Below are 15,661 nucleotides of genomic sequence, written 5' to 3'. Positions count from 1 at the left end.
AGGCCCGGTTCGTGACGGGTATGCGTAGGTTTTGTAACACCCGTGTGACGCGTCAGCCCTGCGCCAGCCGCGCGTCGATTTCCGCGCGCGAGGGCATTGCAGGCGCCGTGCCCGGGCGGGTAACGGAAATGCCTGCCGTGGCGCAGCCAAAGCGCACGGCATCGACCACGTCCATCCCTTCGGACAGTGCGACGGCAAAACCGCCGTTGAACGCATCACCCGCACCGGTGGTTTCGACCACCGGACCAGACGAGATGACGGGCACATGCACAGACCGGCTTTTGTCCCGGTAAAGCGCGCCGTTGCCGCCAAGGGTGATCACCGCCGCCCCGACCCCACGCGCAAGAAGCGCGTCGGCGGCGCGCTCGGCCTCCTCGATCGTGGTGACGGGCAGCCCGGTCAGCGCCTCGGCCTCGGATTCGTTCGGCGTGACGAAATCGCACAGCGCCAGCATCGCGTCATCAAGTGGCGCGGCGGGTGCCGGGTTCAGGATGGTCCGCACGCCAGCACCGCGGGCGATCTCCAGCGCGCGGCGCGCGGCGGGGATCGGCTGTTCCAGCTGTGTGACGAATGTGGCAGCGCTTTCAATCAGTTCACGGCGCGCCTCGACATCTTCGACGGATACGCGGCCAGCAGCACCTGGCGCCACGATGATCGCGTTGTTGCCGGTGGCATTCTCGATGAAGATGTAAGCGGCGCCGGTATAGCTTTCCGCATCCTCGGTCACCTCGGGATGCACCCCCGCTTTCGCCCAAGTCGCCCGCGCGATGTCGGCAAAGGCGTCGCGTCCAAGCCGGGTGATGAAATGCGTGCGCCCGCCAGTCCCAGACTGGGCCATCGCCGCGGCAACAGCCTGGTTCGACCCCTTGCCACCCGGTCCCAGCACGAAGGAATTGCCAAGGATCGTCTCGCCCATCTTCGGCTGGCGATCGGCGCGGTAGGCGGTATCGGCCACGAAAATTCCAAGAATCACAATCGGTTTCATTCTCATGCCTCCGGGGGGATCACGCCCTTGCGGAACATGAAGCAGCCGTAGAACCTGCGTTCACCGGTCTGGATCACCGCATAGGCCTGCCGCGCCATGTCATAGAATGCGAATCGCTCAATCGAGAGCATCGGCCGCGCGCGCCCTTCGGCGCGGTCGATCTCGGCCTGCACCTCGGCTTGCACCGTCGGTATTTCGTGCGGCGCTCCGACCACCTCCATCCGCCCTGCGAAATCATCGACAAACGTGTCCAGCGGCAGGACCGACAGGATCGCGTTCACCGCCTCGCCGCAGGTCAGATTCTCCATCCGCAAAAGCTTGCCCGTCACCGTTGCCCGCGCAACGGAGTCTGCCGGAAAGTTGGTGTCCGACACGATCAGCACATCGCCATGCCCCATCGCACGCAAAACACCCAGCACTTCGGCGTTCAGCCGGTTGTCGATACCCTTCAGCATCTGCAAGCCCTCCCCGGCTTCCCCTTCATCAAATATCCCACGGGGGTGCGGGGGTGTGAAACCCCCGCTCTTTCCGTCACGCCAGCCGAACCCCCGTTGTCCGGTCAAACAGATGCACCATTTCCGGGTCGGGCGCAAAGGTCAGCGCATCCCCGGGACGGAAGGCAACGCGGTCGCGGAACATGCCGACGATATCCTGCCCGTTCACGCGCAAGACGACATGGGTTTCAGACCCGGTCGGTTCCACCACGGCGACGGTGCCGGAAAGCCCCTGCCCGCCTGCGGTCAACGCCTCGGGGCGGATGCCGTAGGTCACCTCGCGGCCAACCTCGACCGTGGATCCCGACGGCAGGGGCAAAAGCGCCCCGCCCGCCTCGACCTTCCGAACCCCAGCGTGGTCGACGATCTTCCCCACCACCATGTTCATCGACGGGCTGCCGATGAAGCTTGCGACGAACGTATTCACCGGACGGTCATACAACTCCAACGGCGGGCCGACCTGCTCGATCCGGCCGCCCTGCATGACCACGATCTTGTCAGCCATCGTCATCGCCTCGATCTGGTCATGCGTGACGTAGACGGTGGTGGTCTTCAGCCGCAGGTGCAGCTCGCGGATCTCGGTGCGCATCTGGACACGCAACTTCGCGTCAAGGTTCGACAACGGCTCGTCGAACAGGAACACCTGCGGATCGCGAACAATGGCGCGGCCCATCGCCACCCGCTGGCGCTGACCACCTGAAAGCGCACGGGGGAACCGGTCAAGATAAGGCGTCAGGCCCAGAATCTCTGCGGCGCGCACCACGCGCTTGTCGATCTCGGACTTGTCCATCCCGCGCATCTTCAGCGCGAAGCCCATGTTCGCCGCGACCGTCTTGTGCGGGTAAAGCGCGTAGTTCTGAAAGACCATCGCGATGTCACGCTCCGACGGTGGCAGGTTGTTCACCCGCCGCTCGCCGATACGGATATCGCCGCTAGACACTTCCTCCAGCCCCGCGATCATCCGCAACAGCGTGGACTTGCCACAGCCCGACGGCCCGACCAGCACGACGAACTCGCCATCGGCAATGTCGAGGTCTAGGCCGTGGATCACCTGAATCCCGCCGTAGAACTTCTTCAGATCGCGGATCGTCACTTCGCCCATCAGGCACGTCCCCCAATTTTGGGAAAAGCTAGCGGTCAGACGCCGGGCTGTCCACCTGCTGATCATACTAACATGTTAGAATCTTGACAGGCAGGTCCACCCTTGCGAAGCTTTGCCCCGAAGGCTGCCCAGACCGGGAAGGGGAGGTCCCGTCAAGTCGAACGTCACGGCCGGACAAACCGCCAAGCGCCTTTCGTCGAACAAATGAAAACCGCCCCGGGATCGCCGATCCGACATGGGGTGTCCAAAGGGAGGACTGAACGTGAAGGTTGAGATTTACGAGGCAATGGTGCGCTCCACCATAAGCCGCCGCCGGATGCTGCAAGGGGCGACTGCGCTGACCGCGCTTGCCGCCCTGCCGATGTCGGCCCGGATGGCCGCCGCACAAGACAACGTCCGCGCCGAGATCCTTAAGATCCCCGGCGTTGGCATGGGCAGCCCGACCGACGCCGATTGGCAGAAGGTCGGCGAGATGTGCCTTGGGTCGACCAAGGCCAACGTTGCCGAAGGCGAATTCGCCGGGGTCGAACTGACCTTCTTCGGCATCAACAACAACGGCCTGCACAACATCCTGTTCCGGGGCCTCCTAAAAGGTTGGGAAACCTACACCGGCGCCAAGATCAACTGGATCGACCTCGCGCAGGCCGATTACAACCCGCGCCTGCAGCAGAACATCGCAACCGGCACCGTCGACTTCGACATCCTCGCGATGGGCGCTCCTTTGGAAGGCGACACCGCCAGCAAGGGTCTCCTCGACGAGATGCCCGACTGGGTCAAGGCCCAGATCGACATGGACGACTATGTGAACTACCTCAAGGCACCCGTCGGCACTTGGGAAGGCAAGACCTACCGCATCTCGATCGACGGCGACTGCCACACGTTCGCCTACCGCAAGGACTACTTCGGCGACGGCTCGATCTCGGGCATGGCCGAGGCGCCAAGCCATTGGGAAGATGTCAACGCCATGTCTCTGGCCGTGATGGGCAAGACAGATCCGCTGACCGGAACGCCGGCCTTCGGCTTCCTCGACCCGCTGAAGGGTTGGGGCGGCTTTGGCTTCTACTTCCTGGAAGACCGCGCCACGGCTTATGTGAAACACCCCAGCGATCCGGCCTTCCTCTTCGATCCCGAAACGATGAAGCCGCGGGTCAATAACCCGGGCTGGGTACAGGCGATCCAGGACGTGATGGACCTGATCAAGGCCGGGGCCTATCCGCCCGACCAGATCAACGCCGACCCCGGCACCACCGCCTTCTCGCAGTTCCTCGCCGGAACCGGCGCTGGCGTCACCTGGTGGGGCGACGTGGGATCCAACGCCCGCACCTCCGACACCTCGGTCGTCGGTGACGTCGTCGGCTTCTCGATCAACCCTGGCGCCAAGAGGGTCTACAACCACGGCGCCGGCGCCTGGGAAGAGACCGAGAACTTCGCGCCGAACATGGCCTACCTCGGCTGGGGCGTCTACGTCACCAACCGCGTCTCGGGCGACGAGAAGAAGCGCAAGGCCGCATGGTCTGCCGCTGCTCATCTCGGCGGCAAGGATTTGTCGCTCTGGATGGCGGCCTATCCGTCGGGCTTCCAGCCCTACCGCAACTCGCACTTCGATTACGCGGAATGGGAAGCGGCCGGCTACGACCGGGCCTTCGTCGAAGACTACCTCGGATCGAACGCCGACAGCTACAACCACCCCAACGCCGCGATCGAACCGCGTATCCCCGGCATCTTCCAGTATTACTCGGTAGCCGAGGACGAACTGGCCAAGGGCTATGCCGGGCAATACGCATCGGCGCAGGAAACCGCAGATGCCATCGCCGCGGCATGGGAAAAGATCACCGACCAGATCGGTCGGGACAGCCAGATCGCGCTCTATAAAGCGTCGCTCGGCATGTGATCCTGCGGGTGGCGCTGCGATGCGCCACCCCATTCAACGCAAAACGGCGCGCCCTCATCGGCGCGCCGTTTCTTTTGGATCGACCGCCCGCTCAGATGATCGTCGGCAGGTCCAGCAGCCGCGACAACTGCCACTCCGAATTGCGCGCCGAGGTCTTTTCCCGCGACGGCGACAACAGTTTCATCGGCCAGAACTTCGTCGACATGTAGGCTCCGCCCGGGATCGCCGAGGTTTTGGTTTTGCCGTGAATGATCGGGTCGCTGCCAAGGATATGGCCATGCGTTGTCGGGCGGTGCTTGTTCGACATGAACAGCGGGTGATCGCGCAAGATGCTGCTGCTTACCTCGATACGGGCGTCCTCGCGGATATACTCGTTCTCGTTCGCGACGCCGACATCCAGCGAGGGGTGTTTGTCCAGCACCCGGATGGCGTGGCGTGCAGCGCCGATCGGGTTGAACGGCGCCTGCACCACGACCAGCACCTTGCCGTCCGCAACCGGCCCGGCATAGGCAGCCGCCGCCTCGGGGCTGACCCGAGCCGAGCGCAGCCGCTGGGTGACGGTCCCCTTGCCCTCGCGGGAAAGGATGTGGATGTAATCCTCGCTGTGGCCACGACCCAGAAGGTCATCGACAGCCGCCTTTGCCGCCGCGCTGCTTGGGTAAAGTCTCGTGATGATCGTTGTCATGTGTCACCCTGTTGTCCAGAACCAGTGTCGATCTTGCGTTTAGCGGTTGCCTGCGCGGTCATGGCAGTATTGGAGCCTTGGCCTGCGAGGTAGGGTCGCCGGGACTTCTGTCCAGCCTTGCCTTCAAAAGTGGAACCGCCACCACCAGCGCCAGCGCCAGAAGCGCCATTTCCAGAACGAAAACCGGAACATAGGGCGCCGCTGCGCCGCTTTGCGCGCCTGGATGGTTTGCCAGCACGTCGCGGATCACCCCGCCTACGGCAATCGCCGTGCCAGCCGCCGTTGTCTGCACCGCCCCCCATGCGCCCAGCGCCAGGCCGATCTGGTCGCGCGGCGCAGCGCGCATCGTGGCGGTCAGCGTGCCATGCCCGAAAAGGCCCGCACCGAACCCTGCAAGCACCGTCGCCCCGATCAGGATAGGCTCCGAGGTCAGCAGTGCCGCCAGAACGACCAGCCCAAAGGCCGGAACCCCCAGCGCAGCCCCCGTCACTGCAAGCGCAATCGGACGCCGCCCCCGCACCAGCAGTGCCGACGCAAGCGCAAAGCCAATCAGGCTGCCCAGGGCAAGAAATACCGTGAGAAGCGTCGTTTCAGACACCGTCATGCCAAGGACCTGCCCGCCGAACGGCTCCAGGATCACATCGGCCATGCCGAACCCCGCCGTGCCGCAGGCGATCACCGCCAGCAGTCGGACCATCCCGCGCCCCTCGGTCAACCGGGCCCAAGCGGTCGCAAATCGAACAACGCGCTGCGGGGTCGCGGCACGGCTGCGATTGCGCGGCTCCTGCTGCCACACCGCAATCCCGTTCAGCACGATGGTCACGACCGCCGCGCCCTGAATGACCTGAATCAGTCGACCCGGCGAATAATCACGCAACAAAAGCCCGAAGATAAACGCGCTGACGATCATGCCCACAAGCAGCATCACATACATCAGCCCGACGATCTTCGGCTGATCCTCCTCCGGCACAAGGTCGGTTGCCAGCGCCAGACCGACCGTCTGCACGACATGCACACCCGCGCCGACCAGAAGAAATGCCAGCGCTGCGGCACTCAGCCCGATCCAGCGCGGCGCATCGACCGCTTCGCCGTAGCCAGACAGCACAAGAAGCGCGAATGGCATGATGGCAAATCCGCCGAACTGCAACATCGTGCCCTTGAAGATGTAGGGCACCCGCCGCCAGCCCAGCGCGGACACGTGATTGTCCGACCGATACCCGATTAGGGCGCGCAACGGTGCAAAGACCAGCGGGAGCGCCAGCATCGCGCCCACAAGGGTCGCGGGCACGCCTAGTTCGACGATCATCACCCGGTTCAGGGTGCCGACCAGAAGCACCAGCGCCATGCCCACCGTCACCTGGAACAGCGACAGCCGCAAGAGCCGCGACAGCGGCAGATCCTCGGTCGCCACCTCGGCAAACGGCAGAAAGCGCGGACCCAAGCCCGCGATCTTACCCAAGGCAAAGCGGCGGTAGTCGAACATCTCGTCTGATCCGTAATGTGCTGGCAGCCCGGCTCACAGGGCCGCGCAGGCTTGCAGCGGAACCCGCGCCGCACCGGCCACGGGTTCCACCATCGCTGTCCTTCCCGATCAGGAAGGGCGTCAGTTCAGCGTTGCCATGTCGTCCGACAGGACCGCGTGGGCCATTGTGCCATCTGGCATCGTCACCATGATGTCCTTCGATCCCGGCTTCAGATAGGCGACCTTGGCCGTGGTATCGTCCACCGCAAGCGACGCCATGCCACCGATCGGCTTGCCCGACAGAAAGTCGGCAACCCAGGTGGTGTTGCTAAGCACGGCGACGTGCACTGCAAACGATCCCACAGCAACTGCCGTCAGGAATAGCGGCACACCGACCGTCGGCTTGACCACAAGCCACATTTTCGCGTTGTTCATCTTGCGTCCCCCCTCAGCCAAGCCAAGGCGTTGAAACGGCAACGAGGATGTGTGCGATAAGGGCAATCACCCCGAACACCCGCGTGCCATCAATGATGTAGCTGTGCAGCTCTTCCGCTTCTCTCAGCGTCAGGCCGGTCGGCCAGACCTTATCAGGATCGTTGGACATGAATTGCTCCCTCCGTGCCACGTCGTCGACTGCAGCGGGGATGAACTGACGACTTGCTGCTCACCCTAAGCGTCGATGGCCTGCGACAACCTTGCGACACCCGCAGCGACAATGTGTCACATCTATTTGACATAATCAACTGTCCGCTTGCATTGACATTGCGACGCCGACGAAGGGCAAATGCCGCCGCAAAAGTCTTATAAAATCTTGTTTCTGCTATATATTCATCAAATTCCGGAGAGTGGGCAAGCGCAGCAAGCTCGGCTCGATCGACCCTCACCTGCGACATTTCCGTGGGCCACTGCGCGGGTGTGCTGCGTCGAATCGTCGCTGGCCCGCGTGGCACAGCAACCCCAGTGCGGCGGCGCCGCCGCGCAATCCAGCCATTGTCTCTCAGGCAAGATTTGCCGCTTGCCCGACGCCCTGCGGCGGCTAATATGCTAGCATGTCAACGCCCGAACAGCTTCACATCGTTACCAGCGACACCATTTCCGAAGGTCGGAAGCGGGCTGGAAAGGCCCTGATCTGGGGCTCGGCTACGGTGCTCGTCGCCGTCGCGCTGGCCCAGTTTGGTCAGACAATGGGCTGGTGGACCATTGGCTTCGCCAACTGGCGACCGACGCTTTACGCCTATTGCCTCTGGGCCACTGCCTTTTGCTGGGCGCAGGTGCTGATCCGCGGCGAACAGGGCAAGCGCGTCCTTTTCGTACTGCCGGCCGCGCTCTTCGTGATCTCGCTTACCGTGTTCCCCCTCCTCTTCGGCCTTCTGATCGCATTCTCCAACTGGAACCTGTCCAATCCCGATGGGCGGCAGTTCAACGGCCTCGCCAACGTCATCCAGATGTGGAACGACCCGTTCTACTGGAACGCGCTGCTGAACATGGTCTGGTACACGCTGGCCATCATCATCGAATACGCCATCGCCTTCGGGCTGGCGCTGATCTTGAACAGCGAGATCCGCGCCCGCAAATTCTTCCGTGTGGCGTTCCTCCTGCCCCTCATGCTGTCGCCCGTGGCTGTCAGCTGGATGATCGGCAAATCCATGCTCGAGGCGCGTTTTGGCCCCCTTGCCCGGCTTGGACGCTGGCTTGGCTGGGACAACCCTTCGTTCTTCGGCTCGCCCGAAGTGGCCAAGGCGACCATAATGATCATGGACGCCTGGACCTTCATCCCCTTCATGATGATCATGCTGCTGGCGGGCCTGCAGGCGATCCCGAAAGAACTGACCGAGGCAAGCCGCGTCGATGGCGCGACCGGCTGGAAAAGCTTCTGGGAAATCATCTTCCCCCTGATGCTGCCGGTGTCGATCACCGCGATCCTGATCCGCATCATCTTCAAGCTGAAGCTGGCGGACATCGTTATCAACGTCACCTCCGGCGGGCCGGGTGGGGCCACCGATACCGTCACCAGCTTCATCTTCCGCGAATATCGTGACCGCTCGAACGTCGGCTACGGCACGATGCTGGCGATGGTCTACCTCGTGATCATCATCGTCGCGATGACCTTCCTGATGAAGTCCGCCGCCCGCTGGACGAGGCCGCAGAATTGAAAGCGCCCATGACCGAAACCGCGATCTTCAAGGACAGCGAGGCCGACCGTAGGTTTCGAGGCAAGTGGTTCGCGAACCGCTTGGTCATTTATGGCGTCCTGCTGCTCTGGGCGTTCATCTGCCTTTTTCCGATTTACTGGACCGCGACGACCAGCTTCAAGATGGCTCCCAACGTGATGAAGGGTAACCTGATCCCTTGGGTCGATTTTCAGCCCGCGTGGCTGGGATGGCGGTCTCTGGGCCTGTCACCCGACACCATCGGCGCCGAATCCACGGTGCGCGACGAGTTTATGAAACGCTTCACGAATTCCTTGATCGTGGCGCTGACCTCGTCGGCTTTGGCAGTGATGATGGGCTCGTTGGCGGCTTATGGCCTCAGCCGCTTTCGTTACAAGTTCGCCTGGATGAAGAATGACGACATCTCGTTCTTCTTTCTCAGCCAGTTGATCCTGCCGCCCGTCGTTCTGGCCCTGCCCTTCCTCGTCCTTTACAAGGAACTGGCGCTTTTGGACACGCGGATCGGGTTGATCCTGCTTTACACCCTCAGCGTCCTGCCCATCGTCATCTGGATCATGAAGGACCAGTTTTCCTCGATCCCGACCGAACTGGAGGAGGCCGCGATGGTCGATGGCCTTGGCGTCTGGGGGGCGTTTCTGACGATCATCCTGCCGATCGCCCTGCCGGGCATGGTGGCGGCGTTCATCCTGTCGCTGGTGCTGACCTGGAACGAATACTTCTTCGCGGCCCTGCTTACCTCGACCCACGCCGCGACCCTGCCGGTCATGGTGGCCAGCCAGACGGGCAGTCAGGGGATCAGCTGGTGGTCGATGGCGGCGCTTTCGTTCGCGGCGATCCTGCCCTTGATCATCATCGGGGTGACGCTGGAGCGGTTCATCATCAAGGGGATGGCTGCGGGGGCGGTGAAGTGATGTCCCACGGTGGGACATCCAGCCGGTCCAGCAATATCAATGGCTTGCAGGCCTGAATTCAGGATTCGTCAACATATTGGGGGATGAGCGGCGATGCTGAAGGGGATCGACCAGCGGCTGTCGGCGGAAATCGTGCATGTGCTGATGCTGATGGGGCATGGCGATGATCTGGTGCTGGCGGACGTGAACCATCCTGCCGCGTCCATCGCCAAGGACACCACCTATGGCAAGCTGGTCGACATGGCGGGCTGCGACATTCCTACGGCGGCGCGGGCGATCCTGAGCCTGATGCCGCTGGATACCTTCGTGCCCGCGCCGATTGCCCGGATGCAGGTGGTGGGCGACCCGGCGGCAGACATGCCGGTCTTTGGCCGGATGCAGGCAGTGGCGGACAATGCCGAAGGCCGACCGGTGGAGATGCTGGCGCTGGAGCGGTTCGAGTTCTATGCCGCCGCGCGCAAGGCCTTTGCGATCATCCGCACCGCCGACAGCGGGCCTTATGGCTGCTTTATCCTGAAGAAGGGTGTGATCGACCTGCCCGCGCTTTGAGGGCGGGCGGCGGGAGCCTCCGGCGGGGATATTTCAAGAAGGGGAAACCCGAAGGGTCAGGAGAGCCCGAGAGCCGTGGTCATGTGGGCCAGTGCCAGGGCCACGCCCTTTTCACCGTAGGCTGCTGTTGCCTCGGGCGCGGTTTCGGTGAACCAGTGACCCCCGTCAAGCGCGCGGGTCATGTCGACGGTTTCGGGGGCGAGGGCCAGCATCAGGGAGGTTTCGCCGATGCCGGCGTGGTCGAAGGGAAAATCGGCGCCCTTCGGGAACAGCGGATGGATGCGGACCCAGTTGAACGGATCGGCCCCAATGGCGTGCTGCGCGTAGTAATCCTGCATGCCGCGGTCGCCCCACCAGCCTGGCCCCCGCGACTCCTCCAGATACCGGAAGGTGGCGTTGCGCGCGGCGAGGCGAAAGGCGAGGTCGGTCGGCATGCCTTGAGCGAAGTTTTCCGACTGGTGGTGAATGACGCCGTGGATGTTGCGAAAGCCGGTTTTCAGGAGGGCGGTGAACAGCGCCTCGGCCATAGGCAGGAAGGTCGTCGGCCCGATGTGCAGCGTGCCCGCGCCGGGGCCGGCGACGGCATGCGAGGCCGCACCATAGGCGAAGGGCGGCAAGACGAGGACGCGGTCGCCAAGGCGGTTCAGCGTTTCGGTAACGATCAGGAGATCAACCCCGGCTGGCAGGTGTTCACCGTGGTATTCCATCACGCCGATGGGCAGCACGACGGGGGTATTGGCCGCGATGGCCTCGGCGATCTGATGTGGGCGGAGGTGGGAGAACTGCATGTCAGGACCGATTGGCTTGAGGCGCGATCCGGACGCCTAGGCGCGTGGTGCGGGCTGCGACGCCCAAGCATCGGGGCAAGAGACCCTTACCCCAGCGCATGGGCGATATCCTTTGTCTGGGCGTAAAGCGCCTTCCACAGCGGGTATTGCCTGTCGTAGGCGGCGGCGGGTTCTGGCGTCACGGTGCGGGCGACGGGGTTCCAGCGCGTGATCTCGTCCGGCATCACCGCGCCGATGGCGACGGCGGCAAGGAAGGCGTCGCCGTAGCTGGCGCCCATGGTCTTTTCGCACACCAGTTGCGGGGTGCGGGCGATATCGGAGGTGGCCTGCATCCAGACCGCGTTCTGCGTGCCACCGCCCACGGCGAGGACGCGGGAGGGTGTGGCGTCAAGCTCGCGGTAGGTGTCGAAGACATGCGCGGTGCCCATCGCAATGCCTTCGAGTGCGGCGCGGAACATGTCGGCGCGGGTGTGGGTAAGATCGAGGCCGAAGAAAGCGCCCTTGGCCTGTGCGTCGTGGATCGGGGTGCGTTCGCCCGAGAAATACGGCAGGCAGAGGAGGCCCTTGGCGCCCTTTGGGGACTGCGCCGCCTCGGCCGCGAGGGTGGCGAATTCGGTGTCGCGGGCCAGTTGGTCGCGGAACCAGTGGGTGAGCGTGCCGGAGGTGGCGAGGCCCGCCATCGAAGCGTGGGCGCCGGGAAAAAGCCACGGCGCATACCACAGCCGCGCGTCGCGGACCGGGGCTGCCGTGACTTGGATGATGAAGATGGTTGAGCCATACATCAGCATCATTTCGCCGGGGAACTGCACGCCAACGCTGACCGCCTCGGCCGCGGCGTCGATGGTGCCGCAGGTGACGGGGGTGCCGGGGGCAAGGCCGGTCTCGGCGGCGGCGGCGGCGGTGACGTGGCCCGCGATGTCGGTGGACCACATCAGGTCGGGCAGGTGCGTGAGGGGCAGGATATCGGCCAGCGCATCGGTCCAAGCGAGCCGGTTCACGTCGTAGAGGGGCGAGAAGTTGGCGGCGGTGTAGTGGTCGATGACGTGGTGCCCGGTCAGTTTCCACGTCAGGTAGCTGGTGGAGGTGAGAACCTTGGCGGTGCGGGCGAAAAGGGCGGGGTGGGTTTCCCTGAGCCAGAGGATCTTTGGCCCGACGGATTGCGAGGTAAGCGCGTTGCCGCAGGTGGCAAGGATGCGGTCCTGGCCGATGCTGGAATTGAGAGCTTCGATCTGATCGCTTGCTCGGGTGTCGACGCCGTAAAGGACGCCATTCATCAGGGGGGCGCCGGTTGCATCGACCGGCAGCATGCAGGGGCCGATGGCCGAGGTGGCGACGGCGCGGATGCGTTTGGGGTCTAGCCCCGATTTAGCCAGCAATTCGCGTGTGACGTGGACGAAATCGCCCCACCAGTCTTCCTCGGCGCGGTGTTCGGCCCAGCCGGGGCGCGGCACGATCATCTTGTGCGGGCGGCTGGCGATGGCGGTGATGGTGCCATCGTCGGCGACGAGGGTGCCTTTGGTCTCGAACGTGCCGATGTCGATGCCGAGGGTGTGGGTCATGCGTGGCGGGTGAGCTGGAGGTCGGGGGTGATGTGGTCGAGCGCGGTGTCGAGGAGGGTGGTGAGGGCGTCGAGGTCGGTGGTGTCGACGACTTCGAGCGAGGAGTGGGAGTAGCGCATGGGAAAGCCCACATCGAGGCAGGCGATGCCTTCGGGGCCCATGAACTGAAGATAGGACAGGTCGGTCAGCGCGCCGGTGTGGGCGGAGCGTTGCAGGGGGAGGTTGGCGGCGGTGGCGGCGTCCTCCATCAGACGGACGAGGGCGGGGTGCGGGATCACGCCGTTCAGGGTGCCGCGGCCGTGGAACGAATAAAGCGAGATGCCGGGGCCGCCACCAAGGGTGACATCGCCGCGGGTGGTCATGTCGGGCGTGTCGCAGGCGAGGAGGAGGTCGATCTGCAGCGCGATGGCGGGTTGAAGGGCGGTGGCGGCGGGCAGGACGCCGCGAAGGTTGAACTCCTCCTGCACCGACCAGACGAGGTGGAGGGTTGGGCCGGGTTTGCCTTGCCGCGCGCGTGCGAGGGCAAGGAGGATGGCGCAGCCGGCGCGGTCGTCGACCGAGGTGCCGGCGAGGCGGGTGCCGTGCAGGGGCACGACGCGGGGAAGGTAGGTGACGGGGGTACCGATGCGGATGCCCGCCGCCTCGGCCTCGGATTTCGAGGTGAAGCCTGCGTCGACGTAGAGGTCGGCGTAGGGGAGGACCTTGTACTTTTCATCCGGGGTGGTGGCGTGATGGGATTTGTTGGCGATGACGCCGGGGATGTCGCCTTCGTCGGTAGAGAGGACCACGGCCTGCGAGGGAAGCGCGCGTTCGGGGACGCCGCCGAGGCGTTCGAGGCGGATGAGGCCGGTCGGTTCGATCTTGCGCACGATGAAGCCAAGCTGATCCATGTGGGTGAAGATCATCACCGAAGGCAGTGCCGGATCGCCGGGGATGGTGCAGGAGAGGTTGCCGAGACGGTCGGAGGTGTGGGGCAGACCCATGCTGTCGAGGTGGGCGGCGATGGCGCGGGCGACGCGCGCCTCGTAGCCCGAAAGGCCGGGGATCAGCATCAGTTCGGTCAGAAGGTCGCGCATCGGCGGCATCAGCGGCCACCCCGTGCGGCGCGGGCGCGGTCCATGAAATCCTTCGCGCGGTCGGGGTCGACGGCGGCCCAGGTGTCGCCGCCGACCTTGAGCGCTGAGCCGACGATGCAGCCGTCTGCGATGCGCAGGACCTCGGCTATGGTGGCGTGCTTGACGCCGGTGTTGGCGAGGACGGGGGTGGTGGGCAGGACGCGTTTCACCGCCTCCAGATCTTCCATCCGCGCGGCCTCGCCGGTGATGGCGCCGGAGACCAGGACGGCATCGGGGACCGAGGAGAACACCGCCGACCGCGCGCGGTCGGGCAAGGAGCGCGGGTCGAGTGAGCCTGCAAATTCCGCCGAGACGTTGTAAAGCGTGGCCACCCCCCCTGCCCCGAGCCGCGAGCCGTAGCGGCGGGCGGCGCCCGCGTCGGGCGACCAGAGGCCCATGTCGGAGGCGTAGGTGCCGGTGAAAATCTCGCGCACGAAGGCGGCACCGGTTGCGGCGGCCAATGCCATCGTGGCCATCGGATCCCACAGCACGTTGACGCCGAAGGGCACAGTGATGCGGTCGCGCAGGCGCCCGATGACAAAGGCCATCGCGGCGGTGGAGGCGGTGTCGACCTTGAGTTCATACGGCCGGTCATTTTCGTTGCCGAACATCACCGCATCGACCCCGGCGGCTTGCAGTGCTGCAAGATCGGCGGTGGCGGCGGCGAGGATGCCATCCATTCCGGCGGCCCCGTCATGCAGGGGCGTGCCGGGCAGCGCGCCAAGATGAACCATCGCGATCACGGGCTTTCCCGCGCCGAAAACCTGTTGAAACCGTGTCATTCGCATCCTCCGTTGGCGGAGAGGCTAGCGTGAAAGAAGTTGGTCTGGAAGCGCCGTCATACTAGCATGTCAGTGATTTTCAGGAGAGCGCGATGCAGAAAACGCGGGCATGGGACCGGTTGGGCAACGGCGGGCTGCGGTTCACCGAACTGGGGTTGGGCACGGCGCCCTTGGGCAACCTGTTCAAGGCGGTGACGGGTGAGGAGGCGCGGGCGGTGATGGACGCGGCCTGGGCTGCCGGAGTGCGGTATTTCGATACGGCGCCGCTTTATGGCCTTGGCCTGTCGGAAACCCGGCTGAACCCGTTCCTGCGGGGCAAGCCGCGCGACAGCTACGTGATCTCGACCAAGATCGGGCGGCTGCTGCGGCGAGTGGATCCCGACAAGCGCGATGGCATCGGCAAGTGGATCGACGTTCCGTCCCGCAGCGAGGTGTTCGACTATTCCTATGACGGGGTGTTGCGCAGCCTTGAGTTCTCGCTGGAACGTCTGGGGCTGGACCGGGTGGATGTGGTTTATGCGCATGATCTGGATGTGTTCACCCACGGGTCGGCTGCGGCGCGCGACGAGCGGTTGGGCGAGTTCATCGCGGGCGGCTATCTGGCGTTGCGACGGTTGCGCGACGAAGGCGTGATCCGGGCCTTCGGGGCCGGGGTGAACGAGGCGGAGGCCTGCGATTGGCTGATGGAGCGGGGGGATTTCGACCTGTTCCTGCTGGCCGGGCGCTATACGCTGCTGGAGCAGGGGGCGCTGGGGTTCATGGACCGGGCGGCGGCGCGGGGCGTGGGCGTGGTGATCGGCGGGCCGTATAACTCGGGGATACTTGCCACCGGGCCGCGACCGGGAGCGATGTACAACTATGCGCCCGCGCCGGAGGCGGTGCTAGAGCGCGCGGGGCGGTTGCAGGCGGTCTGCGCCGCGCATGGCGTGCGGCTGGTGGATGCGGCGTTCCGGTTTCCGCTGCTGCATCCGGCGACGGTAAGCGTGATCCCCGGCGGACAGGGCGTGGCCGAGATGGCGGGCAATGTGGCGGCGGCGGCGGCGGTGATTCCGCCCGCACTTTGGGCCGATTTGCAGGCCGAGGGCCTGATTGCCGAAGGTGCGCCGGTGGCGGGCGGTTTCTGAGCGGAGCGGCTGGCACCGCAGGTCTTTGGGGTCGCTGGCGCGG

At 64.7% G+C, this 15,661-nt stretch carries 16 protein-coding genes; 5 read left to right on the top strand and 11 right to left on the bottom strand.

Annotated elements, in window-relative coordinates; all coding sequences use genetic code 11:
- Positions 1 to 52 precede the first annotated feature (52 nt).
- The 3 genes from ACROUL_RS07595 to ACROUL_RS07585 form a co-directional block, all read right to left on the bottom strand.
- Positions 53 to 985 carry a ribokinase gene (locus ACROUL_RS07595; protein ID WP_431298910.1) on the bottom strand — a complete coding sequence of 311 codons (933 nt, stop codon included), beginning with the start codon at positions 983 to 985 and terminating at the stop codon, positions 53 to 55.
- 2 nt (positions 986 to 987) lie between these two features.
- On the bottom strand, positions 988 to 1,440 hold the full coding sequence (locus tag ACROUL_RS07590; protein ID WP_431298909.1) for an RbsD/FucU family protein: 453 nt from the start codon (positions 1,438 to 1,440) through the stop codon (positions 988 to 990).
- Positions 1,441 to 1,516: 76 nt separating this feature from the next.
- A complete protein-coding gene (locus ACROUL_RS07585) occupies positions 1,517 to 2,581 on the bottom strand; it encodes an ABC transporter ATP-binding protein (RefSeq protein ID WP_431298908.1) in 1,065 nt (354 codons plus the stop codon).
- 262 nt (positions 2,582 to 2,843) lie between these two features.
- On the opposite strand from ACROUL_RS07585, the gene ACROUL_RS07580 reads away from it, so the two are divergent.
- Entirely contained in the window at positions 2,844 to 4,472 is a 1,629-nt protein-coding gene (locus ACROUL_RS07580) for an extracellular solute-binding protein (protein ID WP_431298907.1), read from the top strand.
- A 91-nt stretch (positions 4,473 to 4,563) separates the two neighbouring features.
- Here ACROUL_RS07580 and ACROUL_RS07575 read toward each other — a convergent pair whose 3' ends face one another.
- The 4 genes from ACROUL_RS07575 to pufB form a co-directional block, all read right to left on the bottom strand.
- Positions 4,564 to 5,157, bottom strand: a complete 594-nt coding sequence (locus tag ACROUL_RS07575) for a hypothetical protein (protein ID WP_431298906.1) — start codon at positions 5,155 to 5,157, stop codon at positions 4,564 to 4,566.
- 58 nt (positions 5,158 to 5,215) lie between these two features.
- Entirely contained in the window at positions 5,216 to 6,640 is a 1,425-nt protein-coding gene (locus ACROUL_RS07570) for a PucC family protein (RefSeq protein WP_431298905.1), read from the bottom strand.
- A gap of 120 nt (positions 6,641 to 6,760) precedes the next feature.
- Positions 6,761 to 7,054: a light-harvesting protein gene (locus tag ACROUL_RS07565; protein ID WP_431298904.1), complete on the bottom strand. Its 294-nt coding sequence runs from the start codon at positions 7,052 to 7,054 to the stop codon at positions 6,761 to 6,763.
- 13 nt (positions 7,055 to 7,067) lie between these two features.
- On the bottom strand, positions 7,068 to 7,223 hold the full coding sequence (gene pufB, locus ACROUL_RS07560) for a light-harvesting antenna LH1, beta subunit (protein WP_305568206.1): 156 nt from the start codon (positions 7,221 to 7,223) through the stop codon (positions 7,068 to 7,070).
- 445 nt (positions 7,224 to 7,668) lie between these two features.
- Between pufB and ACROUL_RS07555 the strand changes: the two genes are divergently transcribed.
- The 3 genes from ACROUL_RS07555 (at position 7,669) to ACROUL_RS07545 (ending at position 10,250) form a co-directional block, all read left to right on the top strand.
- Entirely contained in the window at positions 7,669 to 8,772 is a 1,104-nt protein-coding gene (locus ACROUL_RS07555; RefSeq protein ID WP_431298903.1) for a carbohydrate ABC transporter permease, read from the top strand.
- 8 nt (positions 8,773 to 8,780) lie between these two features.
- Positions 8,781 to 9,701: a carbohydrate ABC transporter permease gene (locus ACROUL_RS07550; RefSeq protein WP_431298902.1), complete on the top strand. Its 921-nt coding sequence runs from the start codon at positions 8,781 to 8,783 to the stop codon at positions 9,699 to 9,701.
- A 93-nt stretch (positions 9,702 to 9,794) separates the two neighbouring features.
- Positions 9,795 to 10,250, top strand: coding sequence for an RbsD/FucU family protein (locus ACROUL_RS07545; RefSeq protein WP_431298901.1), 456 nt, complete (start codon positions 9,795 to 9,797; stop codon positions 10,248 to 10,250).
- A 56-nt stretch (positions 10,251 to 10,306) separates the two neighbouring features.
- Here ACROUL_RS07545 and ACROUL_RS07540 read toward each other — a convergent pair whose 3' ends face one another.
- The 4 genes from ACROUL_RS07540 to ACROUL_RS07525 all read right to left on the bottom strand — a co-directional run bounded on the left by ACROUL_RS07540 (position 10,307) and on the right by ACROUL_RS07525 (position 14,494).
- The gene (locus ACROUL_RS07540; RefSeq protein ID WP_431298900.1) at positions 10,307 to 11,038 is read right to left on the bottom strand and encodes a creatininase family protein; all 732 of its coding nucleotides are present in this window, start codon (positions 11,036 to 11,038) and stop codon (positions 10,307 to 10,309) included.
- Between the two features lie 86 nt (positions 11,039 to 11,124).
- Positions 11,125 to 12,597 carry an FGGY-family carbohydrate kinase gene (locus ACROUL_RS07535; RefSeq protein ID WP_431298899.1) on the bottom strand — a complete coding sequence of 491 codons (1,473 nt, stop codon included), beginning with the start codon at positions 12,595 to 12,597 and terminating at the stop codon, positions 11,125 to 11,127.
- Positions 12,594 to 13,673, bottom strand: a complete 1,080-nt coding sequence (locus tag ACROUL_RS07530; RefSeq protein ID WP_431298898.1) for a M42 family metallopeptidase — start codon at positions 13,671 to 13,673, stop codon at positions 12,594 to 12,596. The genes ACROUL_RS07535 and ACROUL_RS07530 overlap by 4 nt, the downstream gene beginning before the upstream one ends.
- A gap of 8 nt (positions 13,674 to 13,681) precedes the next feature.
- Positions 13,682 to 14,494 (bottom strand): BtpA/SgcQ family protein, encoded by an 813-nt coding sequence (locus ACROUL_RS07525; protein WP_431298897.1) that lies wholly within the window; start codon positions 14,492 to 14,494, stop codon positions 13,682 to 13,684.
- Positions 14,495 to 14,586: 92 nt separating this feature from the next.
- On the opposite strand from ACROUL_RS07525, the gene ACROUL_RS07520 reads away from it, so the two are divergent.
- On the top strand, positions 14,587 to 15,618 hold the full coding sequence (locus tag ACROUL_RS07520) for an aldo/keto reductase (RefSeq protein ID WP_431298896.1): 1,032 nt from the start codon (positions 14,587 to 14,589) through the stop codon (positions 15,616 to 15,618).
- Positions 15,619 to 15,661 lie beyond the last annotated feature (43 nt).

The organism is Tabrizicola sp. BL-A-41-H6 (genome assembly GCF_050632395.1).
Taxonomy (GTDB): domain Bacteria; phylum Pseudomonadota; class Alphaproteobacteria; order Rhodobacterales; family Rhodobacteraceae; genus JAUYQR01.
This window is presented reverse-complemented; position numbering and strand designations above follow the sequence as displayed.